At 62.9% G+C, this 24,709-nt stretch carries 19 protein-coding genes; all 19 read left to right on the top strand.

The genetic code is table 11. The features are described from left to right. Positions 1–245 precede the first annotated feature (245 nt). The 19 genes from AC1VXC_RS07555 to AC1VXC_RS07465 all read left to right on the top strand — a co-directional run bounded on the left by AC1VXC_RS07555 (position 246) and on the right by AC1VXC_RS07465 (position 24,707). Positions 246–1,463, top strand: coding sequence for a flagellin (locus tag AC1VXC_RS07555; RefSeq protein WP_481526759.1), 1,218 nt, complete (start codon positions 246–248; stop codon positions 1,461–1,463). 229 nt (positions 1,464–1,692) lie between these two features. Then, positions 1,693–3,051, top strand: a complete 1,359-nt coding sequence (gene fliD, locus AC1VXC_RS07550) for a flagellar filament capping protein FliD (RefSeq protein WP_313172099.1) — start codon at positions 1,693–1,695, stop codon at positions 3,049–3,051. A 79-nt stretch (positions 3,052–3,130) separates the two neighbouring features. After that, positions 3,131–3,553, top strand: a complete 423-nt coding sequence (gene fliS, locus AC1VXC_RS07545) for a flagellar export chaperone FliS (protein ID WP_313172101.1) — start codon at positions 3,131–3,133, stop codon at positions 3,551–3,553. Beyond that, entirely contained in the window at positions 3,553–3,864 is a 312-nt protein-coding gene (locus tag AC1VXC_RS07540) for a hypothetical protein (RefSeq protein WP_313172103.1), read from the top strand. The genes fliS and AC1VXC_RS07540 overlap by 1 nt, the downstream gene beginning before the upstream one ends. Next, positions 3,861–4,430 carry a PilZ domain-containing protein gene (locus AC1VXC_RS07535; protein ID WP_481538954.1) on the top strand — a complete coding sequence of 190 codons (570 nt, stop codon included), beginning with the start codon at positions 3,861–3,863 and terminating at the stop codon, positions 4,428–4,430. The genes AC1VXC_RS07540 and AC1VXC_RS07535 overlap by 4 nt, the downstream gene beginning before the upstream one ends. A gap of 78 nt (positions 4,431–4,508) precedes the next feature. Beyond that, positions 4,509–5,141 carry a response regulator gene (locus AC1VXC_RS07530; protein ID WP_313492855.1) on the top strand — a complete coding sequence of 211 codons (633 nt, stop codon included), beginning with the start codon at positions 4,509–4,511 and terminating at the stop codon, positions 5,139–5,141. Between the two features lie 262 nt (positions 5,142–5,403). Next, on the top strand, positions 5,404–6,813 hold the full coding sequence (gene rpoN, locus AC1VXC_RS07525; protein WP_313172107.1) for an RNA polymerase factor sigma-54: 1,410 nt from the start codon (positions 5,404–5,406) through the stop codon (positions 6,811–6,813). A 14-nt stretch (positions 6,814–6,827) separates the two neighbouring features. Next, positions 6,828–7,208: a response regulator gene (locus AC1VXC_RS07520; protein ID WP_313172108.1), complete on the top strand. Its 381-nt coding sequence runs from the start codon at positions 6,828–6,830 to the stop codon at positions 7,206–7,208. Further along, positions 7,201–8,691 carry a sigma-54 dependent transcriptional regulator gene (locus AC1VXC_RS07515; RefSeq protein ID WP_481538953.1) on the top strand — a complete coding sequence of 497 codons (1,491 nt, stop codon included), beginning with the start codon at positions 7,201–7,203 and terminating at the stop codon, positions 8,689–8,691. The genes AC1VXC_RS07520 and AC1VXC_RS07515 overlap by 8 nt, the downstream gene beginning before the upstream one ends. Positions 8,692–8,857: 166 nt before the next feature. Continuing rightward, on the top strand, positions 8,858–9,628 hold the full coding sequence (rfbF, locus tag AC1VXC_RS07510) for a glucose-1-phosphate cytidylyltransferase (RefSeq protein ID WP_313492820.1): 771 nt from the start codon (positions 8,858–8,860) through the stop codon (positions 9,626–9,628). Further along, positions 9,619–10,683, top strand: a complete 1,065-nt coding sequence (gene rfbG, locus AC1VXC_RS07505; protein WP_481538952.1) for a CDP-glucose 4,6-dehydratase — start codon at positions 9,619–9,621, stop codon at positions 10,681–10,683. Before rfbF ends, rfbG begins: the two co-directional genes overlap by 10 nt. Further along, the gene (rfbH, locus tag AC1VXC_RS07500) at positions 10,680–12,026 is read left to right on the top strand and encodes a lipopolysaccharide biosynthesis protein RfbH (RefSeq protein WP_313492818.1); all 1,347 of its coding nucleotides are present in this window, start codon (positions 10,680–10,682) and stop codon (positions 12,024–12,026) included. Before rfbG ends, rfbH begins: the two co-directional genes overlap by 4 nt. Further along, positions 12,023–13,186, top strand: coding sequence for an acyltransferase (locus tag AC1VXC_RS07495; protein WP_481526764.1), 1,164 nt, complete (start codon positions 12,023–12,025; stop codon positions 13,184–13,186). Before rfbH ends, AC1VXC_RS07495 begins: the two co-directional genes overlap by 4 nt. Then, positions 13,183–15,003 (top strand): thiamine pyrophosphate-binding protein, encoded by a 1,821-nt coding sequence (locus tag AC1VXC_RS07490; protein ID WP_481538951.1) that lies wholly within the window; start codon positions 13,183–13,185, stop codon positions 15,001–15,003. The genes AC1VXC_RS07495 and AC1VXC_RS07490 overlap by 4 nt, the downstream gene beginning before the upstream one ends. Then, the gene (locus AC1VXC_RS07485; RefSeq protein ID WP_313172122.1) at positions 15,000–16,103 is read left to right on the top strand and encodes an FkbM family methyltransferase; all 1,104 of its coding nucleotides are present in this window, start codon (positions 15,000–15,002) and stop codon (positions 16,101–16,103) included. Before AC1VXC_RS07490 ends, AC1VXC_RS07485 begins: the two co-directional genes overlap by 4 nt. Before the next feature lie 37 nt (positions 16,104–16,140). Continuing rightward, positions 16,141–17,235 (top strand): N-acetylneuraminate synthase family protein, encoded by a 1,095-nt coding sequence (locus AC1VXC_RS07480; RefSeq protein ID WP_481538950.1) that lies wholly within the window; start codon positions 16,141–16,143, stop codon positions 17,233–17,235. Between the two features lie 71 nt (positions 17,236–17,306). Beyond that, positions 17,307–18,398: an NAD-dependent epimerase/dehydratase family protein gene (locus tag AC1VXC_RS07475; RefSeq protein ID WP_481538949.1), complete on the top strand. Its 1,092-nt coding sequence runs from the start codon at positions 17,307–17,309 to the stop codon at positions 18,396–18,398. Further along, on the top strand, positions 18,395–19,843 hold the full coding sequence (locus tag AC1VXC_RS07470) for a glycosyltransferase family A protein (RefSeq protein WP_481538948.1): 1,449 nt from the start codon (positions 18,395–18,397) through the stop codon (positions 19,841–19,843). The genes AC1VXC_RS07475 and AC1VXC_RS07470 overlap by 4 nt, the downstream gene beginning before the upstream one ends. Then, a complete protein-coding gene (locus AC1VXC_RS07465) occupies positions 19,836–24,707 on the top strand; it encodes a glycosyltransferase (protein ID WP_481538947.1) in 4,872 nt (1,623 codons plus the stop codon). Before AC1VXC_RS07470 ends, AC1VXC_RS07465 begins: the two co-directional genes overlap by 8 nt. Positions 24,708–24,709: the final 2 nt, after the last annotated feature.

Genomic DNA, 24,709 nt, shown 5'->3' with positions numbered 1-24,709 from the left:
AATCCGGTCGACTTTCGATATGACCCGTTCCGCGGCTCGCGCCGTTCCCATAAACGGGTTCTGACTGCCTCCAGCGTTGGAGAGCGATATTTGTCAATCAGATCTTACGGAAGCCCTAAAGCGCAGGAGGGTGCTGCCGTTATTGATATCAGCAGCGGTACTGCGGCCCCTACGGCACTTCCCACTGCACCCAGTACCGGTCAGGTTGAGCTGCCGGATCAAACGACAAAAAGGAATCCGAAATCATGGCACAAGTCATCAACACCAACATCATGTCGCTCAATGCTCAGCGCAACCTGAACACGAGCGGCAGTAGCCTGGCCACCTCGATCCAGCGCCTGTCTTCGGGCCTGCGCATCAACAGCGCCAAGGACGATGCCGCAGGTCTGGCCATTTCCGAGCGCTTCACCACCCAGATCCGCGGTCTGGACGTTGCCACCCGCAACGCCAACGACGGTATCTCGCTGGCCCAGACCGCCGAAGGCGCGATGGTCGAAATCGGCAACAACCTGCAGCGTATCCGCGAGCTGGCTGTGCAGTCGTCCAACGCCACCAACTCCCCGACCGACCGTGAAGCGCTGAACTCGGAAGTCAACCAGCTGCTGAAGGAAATCGACCGCGTTTCCAACCAGACCAACTTCAACGGCACCAAGCTGCTGGACGGCAGCTTCTCCGGCGCCCTGTTCCAGGTCGGCGCTGATTCGGGCCAGACCATCGGCATCAACAGCATCGTCGATGCCAAGACCACCAGCCTGGGCACGATGAACTTCGCTGTCGACACCACGGCCGTCAACGTTGTTGCTTCCGGCGCCGCTGCGACCGCTGCCGGCAATGTCAGCGGTATCACCATCTCGGTGACCGGCACCGGCGCAGGCGCCTCTGCCAAGACCGTCAACATTGACACCGTCAAGTACGAATCCGGTGATTCGACCCTGTCGATCAACAAGAAGATCGCCTCGGCCATCAACGACAAGATGGACCAGACCGGTGTTTACGCCAAGATCGACGACACCAACGGTGCGATCACGCTGCAGTCGGTCAAGGGCAACCAGTTCACCTCGGCCATGAGCCTGGGCACCATCAGCGGTGGCGGCCTGGCTGCCGGCACGGCGTTCACTGCCCAAACCGCAGCCAACGTCAATGACGCCAAGAACGCCAGCAAGCTGGATATCTCGAGCTTCGCCGGTTCGCAGAAGGCCCTGGAAATCGTCGACAAGGCACTGACCGCGGTCAACAGCTCGCGTGCCGACATGGGTGCGATCCAGAACCGCTTCAGCTCCACCATCTCCAACCTGTCGACCACCTCGGAAAACCTGTCCGCCTCGCGCAGCCGCATCCGTGATGCCGACTACGCCAAGGAAACCGCCGAGCTGACCCGCAACCAGATCCTGCAGCAGGCCGGTACCGCCATGCTGTCGCAGGCCAACAGCTCCACCCAGAACGTGCTGAGCCTGCTGGGCTAAGCAACCTGCAGGGCCGGTGGACCGGCTCCAGAGGTGACGTTTCCAGAACCCCCGCTCTCAGGCGGGGGTTCTGCGTTTGCTGTAATTGCCGGCCGCGACCGGGCAGTTTCGGCACACCGCTTGCATGGTCAGCACGGCAACCATCGCCGACTGCCTAAAGTTGCTGGGCAGGCGTGCCGATACAAGGGATAGCTGCACAGGCGTCCCACAGCCTAGACCAAGGAAACACATGGCCACCTCCTCTCTCGCTGCTGTTGGCTCCGGCCTCGACATCCCCACCATCGTCGCCAAGCTGGTGGCTGCCGAGCGCAAACCTGCCGACAACCGCATCAACTCCCAGGGTACGGCGGCCACCGCCAAGCTGTCGGCGTTGGGCAACATCAAGAGCTCGTTGAGCGGCTTGCAGTCCTCACTGGAGGCCATGGTCAAGAGTGCCGATATCCGCGCCTACAAGGCCACGGTACCGGAGGGTGCAGGCTTCAGCACCAACATCATCACCGATCCAAGCACCGGCAAGACCCTGGCGACAGCGGGCACCTACAATGTCGAAGTACTCAGCCTGGCAACCACCCAGAAGCTGAGCTCCGGCGCGTTTGCTGCCGATGCGCCGGTGGGCGACGGAAAGCTGACGTTTGCGTGGGACGACCAGACCCTCGACGTGGATATTGCCGAGGGGGCGACGCTGACCGAGATCGCCGCCGCCATCAACTCGGCCGCAAACGGCAAGGGCGTCAACGCCACCATCATTACCGCAAGCGATGGCCAGCATCTGGTGATGAATGCGGTCAATGCCGGCACCGAGGGTGCGCTGAAGGTCAGCGCCAGCGGCGGCAATGGCGGTCTGTCGGCGTTGACCTGGGATGGCAGTGCCGGTGGCATGGCCCAGACCACCGCCGCCACCAATGCCAAGGTCCGCGTGGATGGCTTCGAGCGGGAATCCAGCAGCAATTCCATTACCGACATCATTCCCGGCGTCACCCTCAACCTGAGCAAGGCTGAGGTCGGCACCACCCGCACGCTGACTGTGGCGCAGGACAACTCGCCGCTGAAGATCAACCTGCAGGCGTTCATCAGCGCCTACAACGCAACCACCAGCCTGCTGAAAAGCTCGACCAGTTACGACGCCACCAACAACAAGGCGTCCACGCTGACCGGCGATTCCATGATCCGCGGACTGCAGCAGCAGATGCGCAGCCAGCTCAGCGCAAATGTTGTTGATCTGAAGGCGCTTGGGGTGGCGATCAACAAGGACGGCACGCTCAGCTTCAGCAGCACCACCTTCGACAAGACCGTGGCGGAGAATCCGGGCGCCGCGCAGGCCCTGCTGGGCAGCAAGGGCAGCCTGTCCAGCGGCGTGACCAGCATGCTCAAGAGCAATCTGGACAGCCAGGGCACCCTTACCCTGCGTACCGACTCGCTGAACAAGCAGATCAAGAAGCTTGAATCGGACCTGGATGCGCTCGATGCGCGCATGGAGAAGGTAGCTGAGCGTTACACCAAGCAGTTCACTGCAATGGACACGCTGGTTGCACAGATGCAGAGCACCAGCAACTACCTTGCGCAGCAGCTGGCAGCCAAGTCCAAGTAATCGCGATACCGCGACAATCACCCACCCCGGCCGCCATGCCCAACGCACATGGCGACCGACAACAAGGAGTCCCATCCACATGTACGGTGCCAACCGCCACTATGCCGAGCAATACCGCAAGGTCGGCGTTTCCAGCCGTGTCGTCGATGCGGACCCCCATCGCCTGGTCGCCCTGCTGCTCGAGGGCGCCGGTGAGCGCATCCGCCGCGCGGAGGCCTGCCTGGCCAGCGGTGACCAGGCCTTGAAGGGCAAGGCCATCGGCGAAGCCTGTGCCATCATTGGTCACCTCAACGGCTCCCTGGACCATGAGGCCGGTGGCGATGTCGCCAGCAATCTGTCGGCACTGTACGAGTACGTATTGCACCGCTTGACCGAAGGCAATCTGAACAATGACGCCAACGCCCTGCAGGAGTCCTTGGCACTCATGAGTGAGATCGAATCCGCCTGGAACGCGATCCCGTCCGAACAACGCGCCATGCCGGCGGCCACGGGAGCGCGCTGATGACCGATACCGCCAGCCAGATGCTTCAGGCCCTGCATGCGGATCTGGACGCACTGAAGAATGCCATCAACGCCGAGGATCATGCTGCCGCCGAACAGATCGTCGCCACCCACGATCAGCGCCTGCGCAGTTACATCCAGGACAACGGTGCAGCCGGCAGTGCCGATGCGCTGCAGGCGCTGCTGGCACAACAGCATGCAGTGGCTGACAGGATGCGCGAGCTGCGTGACGAGGCTGCCCTGCACCTGCGCGCCGAACGTCAATCCACGCGTGCCGCCAGCGCGTATCTCCAGGCCGGAACGCTGGCATGAACACCCCCGGCATCATTCATCCTGCAGAAACCGAGCTGTTTGACGACACGCTCAGTTGTGAGCTGTCGCTGCCAGTGATGTTTGAAGCCAATGCCCGGATCACCCGCCCGGGCAGCGCCGAGATGCTCCTGCGCAGCGTCGCGCTGGTGGAAGATGCGCGAAATCTGGATGACAGCGACGAGCGTGGCGACAACAGCCAGCAACTGCAGCGGCTGGAGGCACGCCTGGACCTGACCCTGGTTCTGTTGGGGCGCCTGCTGCAACGCGAGCTGCCGTCCGTGACCGCCAGCCAGCTGCGTTGGTCGCGCCTGGGCCTGCGGCTGCAGCGTGACCAACTGGGCGGCTTCGCCCCGGGTACCGAGGGCGTGGTCAGCCTGCAGCCTGCTGAATGGCTGCCCGACACCATCGAACTGCCGGTTCTTGTCCTGGCCGAGGCACAGACGGCGCAAGGCGTGCAGTTGTGGCTGCGCCTGCATACGCAGAATGATGCGTTGCTGGCAGCGGTTGAACGTCACCTGTTCCGCCTGCATCGCAAGCAGATTGCAGATAGTCGCCGCAACCGATGACCTCGTTGCGACTTTGTGCTCTGGCGCCTGGGTCGCCGCTCCGCTAAGGTGCAGCCTTCTGATATGACCCGGGGTCCTGTGCGCCTTCTTATCGTCGACGACCACACCCTGGTCCGTGCCGGGCTCACCCGCCTGCTGCAGACATTCGACGGGATCCAGGTGGTGGCCGAGGCCAGCAATGCCGAGCAGGCGCTGGAAATGGCATTGTTCCACGTTCCTGACCTGATCCTGCTGGACCTGTCCCTGCCCGGTCGTTCGGGTCTCGAAGCGCTGAGCGATATCCGCCAGCGGCTGCCGCACGCGCGCGCGGTGATGATGTCCATGCACGACGATGCGGCACATGTGCGCGATGCGCTGGACCGTGGTGCGGTTGGCTTTCTGGTCAAGGATGCTGCGCCGGCTGAACTGGAACTGGCGCTGCGCGCGGCCCACGCCGGCCAGGTTTTCCTGAGCCCGCAGATTTCGGCGAAGATGCTTGCGCCCTTGATGGGCAAGGAGCGCGCGACCGGCATCGGCAGCTTGTCGCCACGGCAGAAGCAGATCCTGCGCCGTCTTGGCACCGGCCAGACCACCAAGGAAATCGCGGCCGATCTTGGCATCAGCATCAAGACGGTGGAAACCCATCGGGCACGAATGATGGAATCGCTGGGCTGTCGGCGCGCCAACGACCTGCTCCTGCTCGCATTGCGCCACGAAAATGACCTTGCCTGACGCCACAGCCGCGCTAAAAGCCTGACTGCGTCACGAAATCGGAAATCCGTCGCCTCGCGCACGGATTCAATTAAAATCAATGGCTTACATAATTCTCGTGCAAAAGGCGCGTCAATAAATCGGCACAATGTAGGGGTATCACCTACAGCACGTAGGGTGGCCATCGACAGCTATAGGGTCAGCACCTATTACCGCCCCGACATGAAGCACGCAAGATGCGTTCCACAACGCGCCCATCGACCGGGGCGCACCGGGGAAACGCATGAAAGCCGCACTGTCTGCCCAGCTGGGCCAGCAACTCCATCTCACGCCCGCACTGCTGCAATCGATTCGACTGCTGCAGCTCAACGGCATGCAGTTGGAACAAGAAGTCCGCCAGGCCCTGGAGAGCAACCCACTGCTGGAGCTGCAGGAGCAGGCGGAAGACGCGCCGGTAGCGACCGACACCGACGCTGCGCAGACCGAGATCGCGGCGTTTGACGAACTCCCCGAAAGTACGCTTTGGGATGTGCCGGGCGCCAGCTGGAATGCCGATGACGAAGACCGCATGGCCCGCGTTGCCGCCGGCGAGTCCAGCGATCCGCAGCTGCGTATCCTCAATGCCCTCGCCTACGAGTTGAACGATGCCGATCTGGCCGTTGTCAGCTTCTGGCTGGAGCATTGCGATGAAGCCGGCTACCTGCAGGCACCACTGGCCCAGTTGACGCAGCTGGCCAGTGCCCGCCTGGACCGTACCAGCACCGATGTTGAACGCCTGCGCCAGCGCTTGCTGCAGGGCGAACCGGCCGGCATGGCAGCGGTGGACCTGCGCGAATGCCTGCAGGCCCAGCTCTCCGCCCTGCCCGGCCGGGTTGCGGCCCGCCATCTGGCGCAGCGCCTGCTCGACGCCGATATGCAGCTGCTGGCAAGTCACGACTACCCTGCCCTGGCCCGCGCCCTGGATGTCGATGTTGCCGACGTCCATGAAGCGTTCCGCCTGGTGTTGTCGCTGCAGCCCCGTCCCGGCGACTGCCTGCTGCCGCAGCAGGAGCTGGCGGTGATCCCGGATGTGGTCGCCTGGCACGCCGATGGCCAATGGCGCGTCGCGTTGAACCCTGCAACCACGCCGCGGTTGGCGATCAACAGCAGCTACGAACGCGTGGTCGCCGACAGCAATGGCGAGGCAGCCCAGCCGCTGCGCGAAATGCTGCAGGAAGCACGCTGGCTGACCCGCGGCCTGTCGATGCGCTATGACACCCTGCTGCGCACCGCACGGGTCATCATCGAGCGCCAGGCCGCGTTCCTGGTCAACGGCGACGAATCGATGGCGCCACTGACCCTGAAGGAAGTGGCCGACCTGATCGGCATGCACGAATCCACCGTTTCGCGTATCACCTCGGGCAAGTACCTGCAGACACCGCGCGGCACGTTTGAACTGAAGCATTTCTTCGCGGTGCGCCTGGAAGGCGCCAGCGTCTCCGGCCAGGCGGTCAAGGCCATGGTCAAGCGCCTGATCGACGCCGAACCGGCCGCCCGCCCGCTTGCCGACGAGGCCATTGCCGGCCTGTTGTCGCGACAAGGAGTGAACATCGCACGCCGGACCGTCGCAAAATACCGCGAACAGCTTGATATCGCCCCCGCCCGCGAACGTCGCCGGCAGAGCAGCAAGCCCCAGCTGGCCCGTGTGGGCTGAGACCAAGGATCCCCATGAACAAGCTCACCGTAGTGCTGGTCGACGACCACGAAGGCTTCATCAACGCCGCCATGCGTCACTTCCGCAAGATCGACTGGCTGGAAGTGGTAGGCAGCGCCGCCAACGGCCTGGAAGCCATTGAACGTTCCGAGACACTGCGTCCACAAGTGGTGCTGATGGATCTGGCGATGCCGGAAATGGGCGGCCTGCAGGCCACGCGACTGATCAAGACCCAGGACCAGCCGCCCTACATCGTGATCGCCAGTCACTTCGACGACGCCGAACACCGTGAACATGCACTGCGCGCCGGTGCCGATAACTTTGTCAGCAAACTGTCCTACATCCAGGAAGTCATGCCGATCCTGGAAGGGCTGAAGGTACAAGAAGATGAGTGAGTCCCGCATCCTGGTGATCGATGCCGACGGCATGCGCGCCGAGCGCACCTTGGCCCTGTTGGAGTTCATGGACTTCAACCCGCGCTGGGTCAGCGAGGCACAGGACATCGACGTCAGCCGGCACCGCAGCAATGACTGGATGGCCGTGGTGGTTGGCACGCTTGAAGATGCCGACCGCGCCGCCGGCTTCTTCACCTGGCTGGCCGGCACATCGCTGCCACCGCCGATCCTGCTGGCCGAAGGCGATCCGTTGGCGTTCTCCCGCCACTACGGCCTGCACGAAGCCAACGTCTGGCCGCTGGAACAGCCGATGCGCCATGCGCAGATGGAAGCGCTGCTGCGCCGCGCCAGCCTGAAGCGACTGGATGCCGAACACCAGGCCGACAATGCCGGCGACAACGGTCCGACCGGGCACAGCCCGGCCGTCACCGAGCTGCGCCAGCTGATCGAGCAGGTCTCCAATTTCGATACCACCGTACTGGTGCTGGGCGAATCCGGCACCGGCAAGGAAGTCGTGTCACGTGCCATCCACCAGCGCTCGCCGCGCCGCGACGGTCCGTTCATTGCCATCAACTGTGGTGCGATTCCACCGGATCTGCTCGAGAGCGAATTGTTCGGCCATGAGAAGGGTGCCTTCACCGGTGCGCTGAGCGCACGCAAGGGGCGCTTTGAAATGGCCGAAGGCGGCACGCTGCTGCTGGACGAAATAGGCGACATGAGCCTGCCTATGCAGGTAAAGCTGCTGCGCGTGCTGCAGGAACGCAGCTTCGAGCGCGTCGGCGGCAACCAGACCATCCGCTGCAACGTCCGCGTCATTGCCGCGACCCATCGTGATCTGGAGTCCCGTATCACCGATGGCAAGTTCCGCGAGGATCTGTTCTACCGCCTCAACGTGTTCCCGATCGAAGTCCCCGCGCTGCGGGAGCGCGCCAGCGATCTGCCGATGCTGGTGGAAACCATCGCCACCCAGCTCGCCCGCACCGGCCGTGGCGAGGTTCGCTTCGCGCAGGAGGCCTTGCAGGCGCTTGCCAGCTACAACTGGCCGGGCAACGTGCGTGAGCTGACCAACCTGGTCGAACGCCTGGCTGTGCTGCACCCCGGTGGAACCGTTCGCGTGCAGGACCTGCCCAGTCGCTATCGCGGCGACCAGGCCAATCTTGCAGCGGCTGCGAACCATGATGACGAACGTCCGATGCTGCTTGGAAAGGCAGCGGCAGCCCCCGCACAACCGGCCATTGTGGCCACCGGCCTCATCAACAAGATCGCCGCGGCCGACAACGGAAACCAGTTGCCCAGCGAAGGCCTGGACCTGCGCGACCATATGGCCAGCATCGAGCTGACCCTGATCAATGAAGCGCTTGAGCGCACCCAGGGCGTGGTTGCCCATGCAGCCCAACTGCTTGGCCTGCGCCGGACCACGCTGGTGGAAAAGCTGCGCAAGTACGGTATCGAGCGTGATTCGGTCGAAGCCACCGGCCACTAGGTAAACGCAGCCGGCGAAGCCCTCGCCGGCCCACCACTCCGCCGCGCGAAGCGATGCACTCTTACGTGCGTCGGTGATGCTGGCTGCCTCTTCCACGGCACGAATCTTGCACCTTCCGCCCTGTCACTCATCGCCGCGCCCGCACATGAAGCCTGCCGTTACTGGAATGAAAGCCGTCATCCTTGCCGGAGGCCTGGGTACCCGCATCAGCGAGGAATCCCACCTGCGTCCCAAGCCGATGATCGAGATCGGTGGCAAGCCGATCATCTGGCACATCATGAAGCTCTACACCCACTTCGGCATCACCGATTTCGTGGTGTGCCTTGGCTACAAGGGCTATGTGATCAAGGAGTACTTCGCCAACTACTTCCTGCACATGTCCGATGTCACCTTCGACATGGCCGAGAACCGCATGCAGATCCACAACCGCCACGCCGAGCCCTGGCGGGTGACGCTGGTCGATACCGGTGACAGTACCGCTACCGGCGGACGTTTGAAGCGCGCACGCGACTACCTTGGCGACGACACGTTCTGCCTTACCTACGGCGACGGCGTCGCCGACATCGATCTTGCCGCTCTGGTCGATTTCCATCGCGGTCACGGCCGCCTGGCAACGGTGACCGCGGTACAGCCTCCCGGTCGCTTTGGTGCCTTGGCCATCAGCGGTACGCAGGTCGGCGGCTTCAAGGAAAAGCCATTGGGCGATGGCGCCTGGATCAACGGGGGCTTCTTCGTGCTGGAGCCGGGTGTGTTCGACTACATCCAGGGCGATGCGACCACATGGGAACAGGAGCCGATGCGGCAGCTGGCCGAGGACAGCCAGCTGATGTCTTTCCTGCATCATGGTTTCTGGCAGCCGATGGATACCTTGCGTGACAAGACCCTGCTGGAGGAGCGCTGGTCGCAGGGCAAGGCGGAGTGGAAGCTGTGGCAGTAACCCCGGAGTTCTGGCGCGGCCGCCGCGTACTGCTCACCGGTCACACCGGCTTCAAGGGTGGCTGGCTGGCACTGTGGCTGCAGCATATGGGGGCGCAGGTGCAGGGCTATGCCCTGCCCGCCCCGCGCGGTGATTCATTGTGGCAAGCAGCCCGCCTTGACCAACTGATCGCTGGCGAGCTGGCTGACATCCGTGATCCGCAGCGCCTGGCTGCAGCACTGCACGCACAGCAGCCGGAGCTGATCCTGCACCTTGCCGCGCAGCCGCTGGTGCGCGAATCCTACCGCGCGCCGGTGGATACCTGGTCGACCAATGTCACCGGCACGCTCAATCTGCTGGAAGCCGTGCGTCAATGCGACAGCGTCCGCGCCGTCGTGGTGGTCACCACCGACAAGTGCTATGACAACCGCGAATGGGTCTGGCCCTACCGTGAGCAGGATCCGCTGGGCGGCCACGACCCCTACAGCAGCAGCAAGGCGGCCGTCGAGCTGCTGTGTGCTTCCTGGCGCGCGTCCTATCTGAAGGCCCAAGGGGTCGCGTTGGCCACCGCCCGCGCTGGAAACGTCATCGGCGGCGGCGACTGGTCGCCAGAACGCCTGTTGCCCGATGTCCTGCGCCAATGGCAGCAACAGCAACCTGTCACCCTGCGCTATCCCGGTGCGACCCGTCCCTGGCAGCACGTGCTTGAACCCCTGCACGGCTATCTGTTGTTGGCCCAGGCCTTGCTGCAGCACCGGGAAGGTGCGGATTCGGCGTGGAACTTTGGCCCGGATATGGCGGATGTCGCCAGTGTCGGCACGGTCGTGGAGCAACTGGCCCAGCTCTGGCCCGGCGAAGCGCGCTGGCAGCTTGGGACCGCGGCACAACCGCACGAAGCCGGCTTGCTGGCGCTGGATTCGGCCAAGGCACGGCACTTGCTTGCATGGAAGCCAACCTGGTCGTTGTCGCAGGCCCTGGCGCAGACCGTGCGCTGGCATCAGGCATGGCAGGCCGGCGAAGACATGCAGCGCCATACCCTCATCCAGATCGAAGATTTCCAGAACAGCACGCGATGAACCACGACGAACTCCAGCTACGCCATCAGATTGCCGAACTGGTCGGGCAATACGCCGACCGCTACCTTGCGCCTTCGCCGTTTGTCCCCGGCAGCAGCACGGTTGCACCGTCGGGCAAGGTGATCGGTGGCACCGAGCTGAAGTCGATGATGGAGGCGGTGCTGGATGGCTGGTTGACCACCGGCCGCTTCAACGACGCTTTCGAGAAGAAGCTGGCGCGCTACCTCGGCATGCGCAATGTGCTGACTACCAACTCGGGCTCCTCGGCCAACCTGCTGGCATTCTCGACATTGACATCACCGCGCCTGGGCGAGCGCGCCATTGGCAAGGGCGATGAAGTCATCGGCGTTGCCGCCGGCTTCCCGACCACGGTAAACCCGATCCTCCAGTGCGGCGCGGTACCGGTGTTCGTGGACGTCGAGCTGGGCACCTACAACGTCAATGCCGAGCTGATCGAAGCGGCGATCACCCCGCGTACCCGCGCGATCATGCTTGCCCACACCCTGGGCAATCCGTTCAACCTGGGCGTGGTGCGCGAGCTGTGCGACCGCCATGGTCTGTGGTTGATCGAAGACTGCTGCGACGCGCTCGGCTCCACCTACAACGGCAAACTGGTTGGCAGCTTTGGCGACATCGGCACGCTGAGCTTCTACCCGGCCCACCACATCACCATGGGCGAGGGTGGCGCAGTGTTCACCAGCTCGCCGCGGCTGAAGCGCATCATCGAATCATTCCGCGACTGGGGCCGCGACTGCTACTGCGCGCCGGGCACCGACAACACCTGCGGGCAGCGCTTTGACTGGCAGCTAGGCGGGCTGCCTGAAGGCTACGACCACAAGTACACCTACTCACACCTCGGCTACAACCTGAAGATCACCGATATGCAGGCCGCCTGTGCGTTGGCACAGATGGACCGCCTGGAAGGCTTCATCGCCGCGCGCAGGCGCAACTTCGGCTGGCTGCATCAGCGCCTGTCCGGCAGCACCGATCAGCTGATTCTTCCGCACGCTACGCCCGGCAGCGACCCATCGTGGTTCGGCTTCCCGATCACCCTGCGTGATGGCAGCGGCGTAGTGCGCGAAGACCTGTTGCGTCACCTGGACAGCCACAAGATCGGCACCCGCCTGCTGTTTGCCGGCAACCTGACCCGCCAGCCTTACATGCAGGGCCAGAACTACCGGGTCAGCGGCGACTTGCCGGTGACCGACAAGGTGATGAAGGACACCTTCTGGATCGGCCTGTGGCCGGGGCTGAGCGAAGACCAGCTTGAGCACGCCGCCAGCTGCATCGAGAGCGGTCTGGCCGGCGCGGCCATCCCGACGCGTGCCAGGGTATCGGCGTGAGCTACGTCGCCCCTATCCCCGCGAGCAGCATTCCGCGCGAACAGATCCGCCAAGCGGGCACCGTCGTGGTCATGGGTGCAGGCAACATGCTGCAGATGGTCGAGCCCTGGCTTGTTGCCAATTTCGCGCCTGCCCATATCACCGACAACCGTCCCGAAGCCGCGCAGCGATACCCCCGCTACCAGTACGTGGCGCCGCACCTGCTGCGCACGCTGGATCGCCCCTTCGTCATTGTCACCACCTCTCGTACCTTCTATCCGGAGATAAGCGCGCAACTGACCGCACTTGGCGTTGCGCATTGCCTGCTGGACGACATCCGTGGCGTGCACGCGGATATCTACCCGGTCATCGATGTGGCCTCGTTGGCAGCGCCCTACTCGGACGCGTATGGCAACAGCATCACCTGGGACGGCGAGATTCCGCCCAGGCTGAGCGTCCGCTTCGGACGCGATGGCAAGGATGGACGGCAGCCATTGATGGCACGCGACAACAGCCTGCGAATCGGCGCAGGCTGCCATTTCAACGGCAGCAACAAGATCACCTTCCTGGGTGATGGCTCCCGCGTTGCCTTGGGGGCGGGAACCTGGATGGCCGGCGGCTTCAGCTTGACCGCCAGCAACAACGCGCGCTTCCAGAGCGGTGCGCGCTGCACCTTCGAAGCCCTGAACGCCGATGTCCATGAAGGCGAAATCACGCTGGGCGATGACTGCATGGTCTCGGTGCAGGTGCACCTCCAGCAGACTGACTCGCACCCGATCTTTGACGCCCGCAACGGCGAACGCATCAATCGAGGCAAGCACATCCGGATCGGCAATCACGTCTGGATTGGCTACCAGGCCTTCCTGCTCGGCGGCTGCCAGATCGGCGACGACTGCATCGTTGGCGCACGCGCGGTGAGCGCGGGCAAGTTCAGCCGGGGCACGGTTCTTGCTGGCAATCCCGCAAGGGTGATCCGTGACAACGTCACCTGGCGCAAAGACGAGTTGACCTGCTCTCCGGCCCTGCACCACCTGTCGGACTGCAGGCCAGGCCCGACACCCGAGAACCAGTCATCCGCAGGAATATCCATGGACATCGTTGGAGCAGCCCCCACCTCACTTCACGTCGACATCAGCAACACGCTGGTCAACGCGCACGCCCAGCTGGACGTGCAACCATGAACGGTGCGCAGAAGCCCACGGTGTCCATGCAGGTTGCCGACTGGTTGGCAGATCAGGGCGTGGAGCAGGTGTTCGCTGTCACCGGCGGTGGTGCTATGTTCCTGAACCAGGCACTGGGAACAAATCCGCGGCTGCGCTGCGCATACATGCACCATGAACAGGCCTGTGCGATGGCAGCCGAGGGCTATGCACGCGTTGCGGGCAAGCCCGCCGTGGTCAACGTGACCACCGGGCCTGGCGGCATCAATGCACTGAATGGCGTGTTTGGCGCGTTCACCGATTCCATTCCCATGCTGGTCCTGTCTGGCCAGGTAAAGCGCGAAACGGCCTTGGATCACCGGCCGATCGCAGGCCTGCGCCAGCTGGGCGACCAGGAGGCGCCGATCGTGGCGATGGCCTCGCCTGTCTGCAAACGCGCCGTGGCCATCGGCGACCTCGCCGAGCTCGAGACGGAACTGCCGCATGCATTCGCGCTCGCCAGCCAGGGTCGGCCTGGCCCGGTCTGGCTGGACATCCCGCTGGACCTGCAAGGTACGGTCGCTGACCTGACCTTCCCGGCAATCGCCAATGACGGTGCAGCACTGCCGTCCGCCCAGCTACGCGACGACTGCAGGCACATTGCCGAACGCCTGCTCGCCGCGCACCGCCCGCTCATTTTGGCGGGCACCGGCGTAAGGCTCGGTGCCGCCGAAGCCGCGTTGCTTGCCTTCGCCGAACGCCATGGCATCCCCGTGGCCACCGCATGGACCCACGACCTGATTGCCAGCGACCACCCCTTGTTCGCCGGACGGCCCGGCACCATCGGCACCCGTCCCGGCAACTTCGCGGTGCAGAACGCAGACCTGGTGATCACCATCGGCTCACGTTTGAACATCCGCCAGACCAGCTACAACTGGGAGGCGTTCGCTGCTCGCGCCTATACCGTGCATGTCGACATCGACCAGACCGAACTGGACAAGCCCAGCCTGCGCACGGACCTGCGCGTCAACACCGACGCAGGCACCTTCCTGTCCACCCTGCAGGCCGAACTTGAAGGCACCGTATTGCCGGACTATGCACCGTGGGCCAGCTGGCTGCGCGGCCTGCGCTCGCGCTTCCCTGCAATCACCCCTGCCCAGCAGCAGTCGCCTTCGATCAATCCCTACGCCTTGGTCGAGCGCATCTTCCAGCAGCTACGTGCCGACGACATCGTGGTCTGTGGCAACGCCTCGGCCTGCATCCTGCCCTTCCAGGTAGGCAAGCTGCAGGCGCAGCAACGCATGTTCAGCAATTCCGGCTCGGCTTCGATGGGCTATGACCTACCGGCCGCAATCGGCGCCGCACTGGCGGCACCCGAGCGCCGGGTGATCTGCTTCGCTGGCGACGGCAGCCTGCAGATGAACGTGCAGGAACTGCAGACCCTGCGCACGCTGGGCCTGAATGTGGTGATCGTCGTGCTCGACAACCAGGGCTATCTGTCGATCCGTCAGACCCACGAGAACTTCTTCGGCACCGTGGTGGGCGCCACCGCGCAGAGCGGCGTCGAGTTTCCCGACTACACACGCCTCGCTGCCGCCTACGGCATCCGTACGATGGCAGTACATGAACCCGAGCAACTGCCGGTACTGGATTCCGCGCTCGTCGACGACGGCCCCATGCTCCTGCACGTGCATGTTGACCCAAGGCAGGAGTTCGAACCGCGGATCAAATCGCGTCGCGACGCCAGCGGCGCTTTCCACACACCGGAGCTTGACGACATGTTCCCGTTCCTGGACGTGGAGCAACTGCAGGAGATCCGTGCACAAGCCGCCGCAATCCGCCAGGCAGCGCAACCATGAACCCGCAGGCTTCAACGCTCCCGCCCGCGGACCAGGCCGCGCTCGCACACGCGCAGCGCGACGGCATCGTCATCATGGGCACCGGCGGCATGGCCAGCCAGCTCCATGAGGCGTGCCAGCAACTGGGTGTAAGCGTACATGCGTTCATCAGCAGCAACGTTGCAGCGAGCCAGCACCGCGGACTGCCCGTGCATGTACTTGCGCAACTCCCGCAAGCGTTGCTGGCTCACGAGGTCTGGATTGGCATTTTCAACCACGGCGACGATTCGGATCTCGTCAAGTTGCGTCGTCAATGCATGTCCGCCGGCTTCAGTCGCGTCCTGGTTCCGCAGCAGTACTACGCCCTGGTAGAAGCGCAGATGGGTTGGCGCTACTGGCTTGCGCCGTTGCACGCCTATGCGGCGCAGCAAGACGCCATTGCGCACGGACGCAAACTGTTGGCCGATACCGAAAGCACCATGGTATTCGATGCCATCCTGGATTTCAGGCGCGCCAATGAGCTGGATCAGGCGCTTCCACGTTCCGCCGGCCCGCAATATTTCCCTGCCGACCTGCAGCTCGTGCTGCCGCAGAATACCGGCATCTATCTCGACGGCGGCGCGTTTGATGGCGATACCGTCAGCCTGGCGGTGCAGCATCTTTCGCCGCGGCAGGTTCTTGCGTTCGAGCCGGACCCTGAAAACTTCCAGAAGCTCGCCGCGCGTGTTGCTGCCATCGACGTCGCCGCAACACTGTTTCCTCTGGGAATCTCCGATGCGGTTCGCTTCCTGCGTTTCCGTTCCGACAACGGCGCGGGCTGCGCAGTGGATGGCAGCGGTGACAGCCAGATACAGGTAGTGGCTATCGACAGCATCCTTTCCAGGCAGCAGGTGGATTTCATCAAGCTGGATATCGAAGGATGCGAGATAGAAGCCTTGCACGGTGCCCGCGAGCTTGTCGCCACCTGCAAACCCTTTCTCGCAATCGCCGGCTACCACCGCTGGGACGATCTGTGGCGCATCCCAACGCTGATTCACGCAATCAATCCCGACTATACGATCAAGCTCAGACTGCATTGCGCCAACAGCTTCGATGCGGTTTTCTACGCCTACAACGCCTGAGCCCGGCAACCACCTCTCCCCTATCAGAACCTGCATCATGCAAACCACCAATAAATTCTTCGAAGATCTGTTTGTCCTGGAACTGGCAAACAACCATTGGGGCAATCTTGCGCGTGGACTTGAGATTGTCAGGCAGTTTTCCGAGGTAGTCCGTGCAGGCAATGTGCGCGCGGCAATCAAACTGCAGTTCCGCGACGTCGATGCCTTTGTGCACAAGGACTACAAAACACGCAGCGACATCCGCTACGTGAAAAAGACCATGGACACCAAGCTCTCCATACCGGAGTTCGAGATCCTGGTGGAAGTCATCAAGGCCAGCGGTTGCATCGCAATGGCCACCCCGTTTGACGAGCGTTCGGTTGAATTGTGTGAAGCACTCGATTTTCCGATCATCAAGGTCGCCAGTTCAGATCTTGGCGACCATTCGCTGATCGAACGCATCGTCAAGACCGGCCGCCCGACCATCATCTCCACCGGGGGCGCCAACGAGCAGACGATTGATCGGGTGGTGCGCCAGTTCAGCGAGCGCGGAATTCCGCTGGCCATCAATCATTGCGTATCGCTGTATCCGTCCGAGGATGGCGAACTGGAGCTTAACCAGATCGACTACCTCCGCAACCGCTACCCGGCCCATGTGATTGGCCTGTCCACCCATGAGTACCATGACTGGAGCAGCTCGATGCTCATGTCCTATGCCAAGGGCGCACGCACCTGGGAACGTCATATCGACATCGAAGCCGATGGCATTCCAGTTTCCTCCTACTGCACGCTGCCCCATCAAGCCGCCGAGTGGTTCGCGGCTTACCACAAGGCGCGTGAGATGTGCGGTGGCTCCACCGCACAGCGACGCAAGCTGCCAAACCGCGAGATCAGCTATCTCGACAATCTGGTCCGCGGCGTCTATGCCAAGCGCGAGCTTCCTGCAGGCTACGTGGTGGAACCTTCGACGTTCGACAATGACTTCTACATGGCGGTGCCGCTATTGAAAGGCCAGCTTTCGTGCAGAGAAATACTGTCCGGCCTGACCCTGGCAAAACCACTGGATGGCGATGCGGCATTGACCCTGGCAACCGTAGCGACAAGCGCGTTCAGCCGCGAGCAACACAGCCTGATTCTCGACCGCGGGCTGTAAGCGCATCCGGGTGCCGAGCCACGCTCACCCCTCCCCGCATCGGCGCAATCACCAACCATCCAGACGTTCAGATGACAGCTGCTTCGCCAATGGCTGCTTGTGCAACCGACAGTTTCGACCGCCTCCCGGTCGCGCTGTGGCCACGCCTGCATGCAGTGCTGGACGGCCAGCATCTTCTGCTTACCGGCGGAACCGGTTTCTTCGGGAAATGGCTGCTCGCTCTGCTGCGCCGTCTCAATGCTTCCGGCACCCAGGTACACGTCAGCGTGGTATCGCGCGACCCGGGACGATTCCTGGCCGCACACCCTGAGCATCTTGATCAGCCCTGGCTGCACTGGATTGCCAGCGACATCCGCGAGCTGGACGGCCAACACGACCGCCACGTGGACATGGTTCTGCATGCCGCGACGGACACCTCCAGCCAGGCCCACGAAAAGCCTCTGGAGATATTCACCAGCATCGTCGATGGCACGCGGCGGGTCCTGGAGTATGCGGAAAGGAACGGCGCCCGGCGACTCCTGCTTACCGGCTCCGGTGCACAGTACGGCGCAATCCCGGAGGGGCAACCGGCCGCGGAAACCTCGCCGCTGGCATGCGAAAGCCATCTTGCACGGAACATCTACGGCGAATCAAAGCGCATGCAGGAAGCGCTGGCGGCTGTCTACATGCAACAGAGTGCGATTGACGTTGTCATGACGCGCTGTTTCGCCTTTTCCGGGCCCGGCATTGCGCTCGACGGCCATTTCGCGATCGGGAACTTCGTCCGCGACGCCCTGCGCGGTAACGGCATTACCCTCAATTCATCCGGACACGCGGTGCGCAGCTATCTGCACGGTGCTGATCTTGCCGTCTGGTTGCTGGTACTGCTCGGCGAAGGTCATGCCGGGCAGGTCTACAATGTTGGATCCGACCTTTCCCTGAGTATTGCCGAGCTCGCCGAGCTGGTACGCCGTCGGCTGGCTCCCGGCACGCCACTGCATATTCTCGGCCGCAACGATGGCCCCCGTTCCTACTATGTCCCCGCCATCGATGCGGCACGTGCGCTTGGGCTGGCGCCATGGACCCGCCTGCAAGACTCGATCGACGCGATGGCGGCCTGGGCCAGGGCGGAGGACCATCGCTTCAGTTCCGGTCCGCAAATGCCCTCGATCGCATATCGATGACAATTCCCCTTACCGTCGCCCTGCTTACCTATAACCGTCCGCACTACCTGCAGTTGGCGCTGCGCGCGATCATCGAACAGACCTACACGGACTTCGAACTGCTGGTCATGGACAATGGCAGCACGGACAACACGCCCGAGGTCGTACTCGGGTTCAAGGATGATCGATTGCGTTATGTGCGCAATGCGCCCGGACACCCTGCGAGCTTCAATGGCACCAGTGCCGTGCTCATTGCCCGTGGCAAGCGCTTGCTGATCACGCATGACGACGACATCATGGAAGCGGACATGCTGCAACGGCAAATGGCCATGTTCGATCGCAATCCTGAACTTGCCGCCATCTGGACCAACCAGAGCACGATGGACGAGAACGGCCAGCGTCTACTGGATCACCTCGCCCCACCCGGTCCGGACCGGATCTATGCGCGTGGCGAATACATCGCCAAAGCCGCCGAAGAGCGCCATTGGCACCCGCCCAGCAGTCTGATATTCACCCCCGGGCTGCTACCGCTGGCATCACTGCACAAGGTATATCGTGGGCTGCCCCTCGGCACAGGCAAGCGTGCGCCTACCGAAGGCAGTGGCGATTACATCATTCCGGCGCAGATGAACCTCAAGGCGCCGGTAGCGTTCCTCAACGCACCGCTGCTGCGTTATCGCCAGCACGGGGGTCAGGAAACCAATCATGCCGATCTGACCGGCGCCGTGTTGCATGGCTACGTCTCACTGCGCCGCTTTGTCGTACGTACCGACTACAAGCAACAGTATGTGCCCGTGTATGACGCATTGATCGCCCGCTACAAGGCACAGAGGCGGGTAACCGAGATCGCTGGCAGCACGCTGCCCATGCCAGCCCTTCGCCAGTTGCAGCGGATGTTCCGGCAAGGCAGCGCAGACCTGGCCGCCAATCCACGCGCCGGTTTCCAGTTGCTGCCGCTTGCCCTTCTGCTGCACCAGCATGCCGCGGCTGGAACGGAGAGTGAGCTTGAGCAGCTGCTTCGGGTCATGCCCGCTGCCGAGCCTGCGTTGCAGACATCCATCCACCGGCTCTACCGCTGGGCGGGTATACGCCATCAAGGTGGAAACCTGTTCCGAAACTTCGCGCCGGGCTCGCGCATCGTCATTCTTGGCAGCGTCCTGTTGTCAGCCTTGCTGGTACAGGAGGCACGCCAGGCCGGTGTCCACGTCGTCTGCTGCCTCGACTCCAGTGTTACACGACAGGGCTGCAATTGGCTGGGCACCACCATCGTCCCACCCAGCTGGCTGGCCGAGAACGACGTGCCGCTCGCGGCAATCGTGCTGAGCTCCGAACGCGACCACGAGGATGAACTCATCCACATGTTGCGTCGCCACGATGCCGAGACGCTGATCGTGTCATGGAAGCAACTGGTGGAACAGTACGTGCAAGGCAGCGTCGCTGCAGTGTTGGAGATGACTCTTGATTGATTGGACAACCCTACCCGGAGGACGCGTCAGTGGCGCCCCATTGCAGGTCACCCTGCTGGGCTACTGCATCCAGAGCGGAACGTGTCATGCACTGTCAGACGAGGACCTGCGCGCACTGAATCAGGCAATACCGCTCGATGCCCTGTGCGAATACGGGGTGGCGAACGGCTTGTACTTCAGTCGGCCAACGACCGAAACGCCGGCCCAGGAAATCAGAACCGCGCTGTTGTTCGCCCAGTCCCGCCCGGGTCGGGCTTCGTTCCAGCTTCAGGCCTCAAGCAGCAAGTACCTTGTTCTGGCGACGGCACATGAGCGCGTACAGCTTACGGAGGAGCAGCTGTTTGCGATCATTTTCGTGCCTGGCGACCATCCTGGCCGCGCGGGAAACGTCGTCACCACCACGCACCACATCGATTTCCGTCTTCATGGTGACAGCGATAGCCAGAACATGGCCCTGGCAGCGATACCCAAGGTCAACGTCGGGGTACATGCCTACTATCACTCGGCGCCATCGTGGATCAATTGGGTCACCACGGCGATCGCCGCAGATGCAACAGAACGGCGCGGCGAAGGCCCGTTGCTGAGCATCATCATCCCTGCCTACAACTACGGCCGGTTCCTTCGCCAATGCGTGCAGTCTGTCCTGGACCAGGGACTGGAAGACATGGAAGTCCTGGTGCTCGACAACGCATCCAGTGATGACACCGCGACAGTCATGCTGGATTTTTCGGCAGATCCGCGCGTTCGCTACATGCGCAATCCACACAATTATGGCGCCGGATTCAACTGGCTCAATGGCTTGAATCTTGCCCGGGGAACCTACTGCACGTTCCTCTCGGCCGACGACTTCTTCAATCCCGGCCACCTGCAACGACTGATGCCGGTGCTGTGCGCGAACAAGCAGGTAGTTGCCGGCTATACAGGGATCCGCTGGGTCGATGAAAGCGGCGCTACCGTAAACCAGCCCCGCCATCCCGGCTACCGGGCTGCGGACTATGTCGGCGGCCGCAACGAGGTCGCTGACCTGCTGATCCATGACTGCTACATCGCACCTTCAGCAGTGGTCTACCGTACCCGTCAGCTCCGTGACACCTGGCGTCCTTCCAGCACCCATGGCGCCGGCGACTGGGAAATGTCGATCCAGATCGCGGAGAGATTCCCCGACTTCGCCTACATCGATGTTCCTGGCGTCAGCTATCGCTTGCATACCTCGCAGCATTCGAGCCGGTTCTATGCATCCACCAATCCGCTCGAAGACCACTTGACCATTGTCGAAGGCGTCTTCAAGCGCCAAGCCCAGCAGGTGTTGCGTGGGCACGAACGGGCGGTGGCCGAGCATATTGAGCGCCGGCTTACCCTGTATCCTGATCAACGTGCCACCGAACTCGGGGCCCGTGCACGGGCACTGATCGGCCAGTTGGAGCAGCTGGCTGAAGCCAACGCGGCGCCACTCTTCAGCATCGTCCTCACTACCTGGAACCGCCCCACCCTGCTTGTTGATGCCTTGAACAGCATCAGCGCGCAAAGCCTTCGCGACTTCGAGGTGATCCTGGTGAACGACTGTGGCGAGCCCGTCGAGCACCTGCTTGGCGAGCGTGACTTCCCACTCACCTATCTGCAACTTGGCCGCAACGGCGGGCCAGCTGCAGCGCGAAACGCGGCACATCGACTGGCACGCGGGCAATATCTGGTCTATCTCGACGATGACGATCTGTATCAGCCCCAGCACCTGCAGACACTCGCCGATGCGATCCAGCGGCACCCCGGTGAAGTGGTTTACAGCGATGCATGCTTCATTACCGAGCGGATCGAGGGAGCGCATCGTCTCGTCCTGGCCGAAGAGCACCGCTACCCGCACGGAAGCTACTCGCACGAGCGGCTTTCGATAGAGAACTATATCCCGGTCAATACCTTCGCATGGCCGCGCGCGCTTGCTGCAGGCATCGGCGGCTTTGACGAGCACCTGCAAGGACTGGAAGACTGGGATTTCCTGCTGCGTCTGGCAGCACGGGTACCCTTCAACCACGTGCGCCAGCAGACCGCGCAGGTACGGATGCGTGCGGATACCGATGAACGTCGTTCGGTACAGGCCTTCGGGCACTACCCGGCCTTGTACCGGAAGATCTATGCCCGCCATTCGGATCTTGACGCGGAAACCGTGCGCACCGGCCGAGCCGAACGACTGAAGCAGCTTGGTGTCTTGATTGCGCAGACCCCTGAGAGCGTGATTGACAACTGGCGCGCCGCGCGGGTGCCCTCGCCTGCCCAGCGCCAGCTGTGCGTGCAGCGTATCGAGCAGTCCGTGGCGCGCCCAAGGCTATGCGTGCTATTGCGGAGTGTGGACGGAAATACTGCAAGCATTCAGCGCAGTATTGCCAGCCTGCACGGCAACGAGGGCATGCCTGAAGCCTTGCGGGTGATCGTTGTCAACGAAAGTACAGTGGCGTCGATATGCCCCAGCGTGGCCTGTGACCAGGTTCAGGTGATTGATTCAACGGCAGTGACTTGGGATGCCTTCCGCAACAGCCTGCTCAATGACCATACCCTGGACTGGCTGCTGATCGCCAACGCCGGTGATGAGTTCACGCCAGGGGGGCTACTGCAACTGCGCCTGCATCTCGCCGCGCAGCCGCAATCACGCGCGGTCTTTGCCGATGGTTGGCAACGCACCAATGACGGCAGCTTGGTGCCGATGTTGCGACCTGATCTCAATCTGGACCTGTTGCTGGCAAACCCGTCGGTCCTGGCCTCGCATTGGGTGTTCAAGTGCCAGGCAGCACGCGACGTCGGCGGCTTCGACCCCGCTGCAGGCGATGCTGCAGAGCTGGGCCTGATCCTGCGCCTTGTCCATGCAGGCGGCTTCGGTGGAATCGAACATCTACCGGAACCTTTGTTGACCAGCACAGCGGGCCGCTTTGACAGCCGCGCCCAGCAGCGGACCATCCTGGCCCATCTGCAGGCACGCGGCTACGCCAATGCCAGCGTGCAAGCCATCGAAGGCGGCTTGCACAGGATCGACTACGGTCATGGCCGGCAGCCTTCTGTTTCGCTGGTAGTGATCGTGTCAAGGGACACGACGCTCAGTGCACTGGAGCGCTGCGTTGTTTCAGTGCTTGAGAAGACCCACTACGCCAACTATCAACTGCTGATGGCAGACAACGGCGCCAACGATGAACTGCGGCGGTGGATGCAACAGGTGGAGTCATTGGCCGCCGACCGCGTGCAAGCCTTCACCTTCGATCCGCCATTGCCACACACCGCTGCCTGCAACCTTGCCGCAGCGCAGGCCAGTGCAGAGTTCCTCCTGTTCCTGCGCCCCGAGGTCGCGGCGCTACAACCGCAGTGGCTGGAGGAACTACTGAATCACGGACTGCGCACGGAGGTTGGCGTGGTCGGGGCAAAGACCGTCTCCGGCGAAGGCAAGGTCACGCATGCGGGACTGGTGCCCGGTCTTCGCGCCAGCGGCGGGCGTGCCTTCGCCGGCGAAGCAATGGACGCACCCGGCTATATGGGCCGGCTGCAGGTGGCCCAGCAGTACACCGCGGTTGCCGACAGCTGCCTGTTGATCAGCAAGGCGCTGTTCAACGAACTGGGCGGTTTCGACCACGCAGCATTCATCGACGAAGGCGCAGACGTCGATCTGTGCCTGCGAGCGCGCATGCAGGGCTATCTCACCGTATGGACACCGTATGCACTGTTGCTGCATTCGAACGAACCGGTTCCGTTGACCGAGACCGCGAACGACGCTTTGCTGGAACGCTGGTTGCCGCAGATCGCAAACGATCCCGCGTACAACCCCAGCCTGCGATTGGACGTGGTTGGTGGTTTCCGGCTTGGCGAATCCGACTTCTCGTGGAAACCCTTGCCCTGGCGGCCAATCCCCCGCGTCCTGGCGCAACCGGCAGATCCCTGGGGCAGCGGCCACTACCGCGTCATCCAGCCATTCGAGGCCCTCAAGTCCGAAGGGCGCATTGAAGGTGCCCTGTACTCAACCCTGCTCGATCCAGTCGAACAGGCACGCATCGATCCGGATGTGGTGATCCTGCAGCGGCGCGTCAGCGATGAGGACCTGCACGGTATCCAACGCATGGGCCGCTATTCGTCCGCATTGAAGATCTACGAGCTGGACGACTACCTGCCCAACCTGCCTGCCAAAAGTGCACATCGCGAGCACATGCCGCGCGATGTGCTGCGCAGCCTGCGCAAGGCGCTTGGGCTGGTGGACCGTTTCGTGGTGTCTACGCCGGCGATGGCCGAGGCGTTTGCCGGCATGCATCCGGATATCCGCATCACCCCCAACCGGCTGCCGGTGGGTTGGTGGAAGCAGCTGCCCATCGTTCGTCGCGAAAACGGTGCACGACCACGTGTGGGCTGGGCTGGCGGATTGGGCCATACCGGCGATCTGGAGATGATTGCTGATGTCGTCAGTGAATTGGCGCAGGAGGTGGATTGGGTGTTCTTCGGCATGTGCCCGGATCGCCTGCGTCCCTATGTCGCCGAGTTCCATCCAGGGGTGGATATCGCGCTATATCCACGCGCCCTGGCGTCACTGCAGCTTGATCTGGCAATCGCACCGCTGGAAGACAATCCTTTCAACGCCTGCAAGAGCAATCTGCGCCTGTTGGAATACGGCGCCTGCGCGGTGCCGGTGGTCTGCAGCGATGTTGGTCCCTACCGGGACCCTGCCCTGCCCGTCAGCCGCGTACGTAACCGCCATCGCGAATGGGTCGGCGCCATCCGCGACCACCTCGCCGACGCCGCGGCCCGCCGCAACGCCGGTGATGCATTGAAGACCATCGTCCACCGCAACTGGATGCTGGAAGGCGCTGGTCTGGATGATTGGCGTGCAGCCTGGCTGCCTTGATC

It is taken from the genome of Stenotrophomonas sp. STEN033 (genome assembly GCF_056856655.1).
This window is presented reverse-complemented; position numbering and strand designations above follow the sequence as displayed.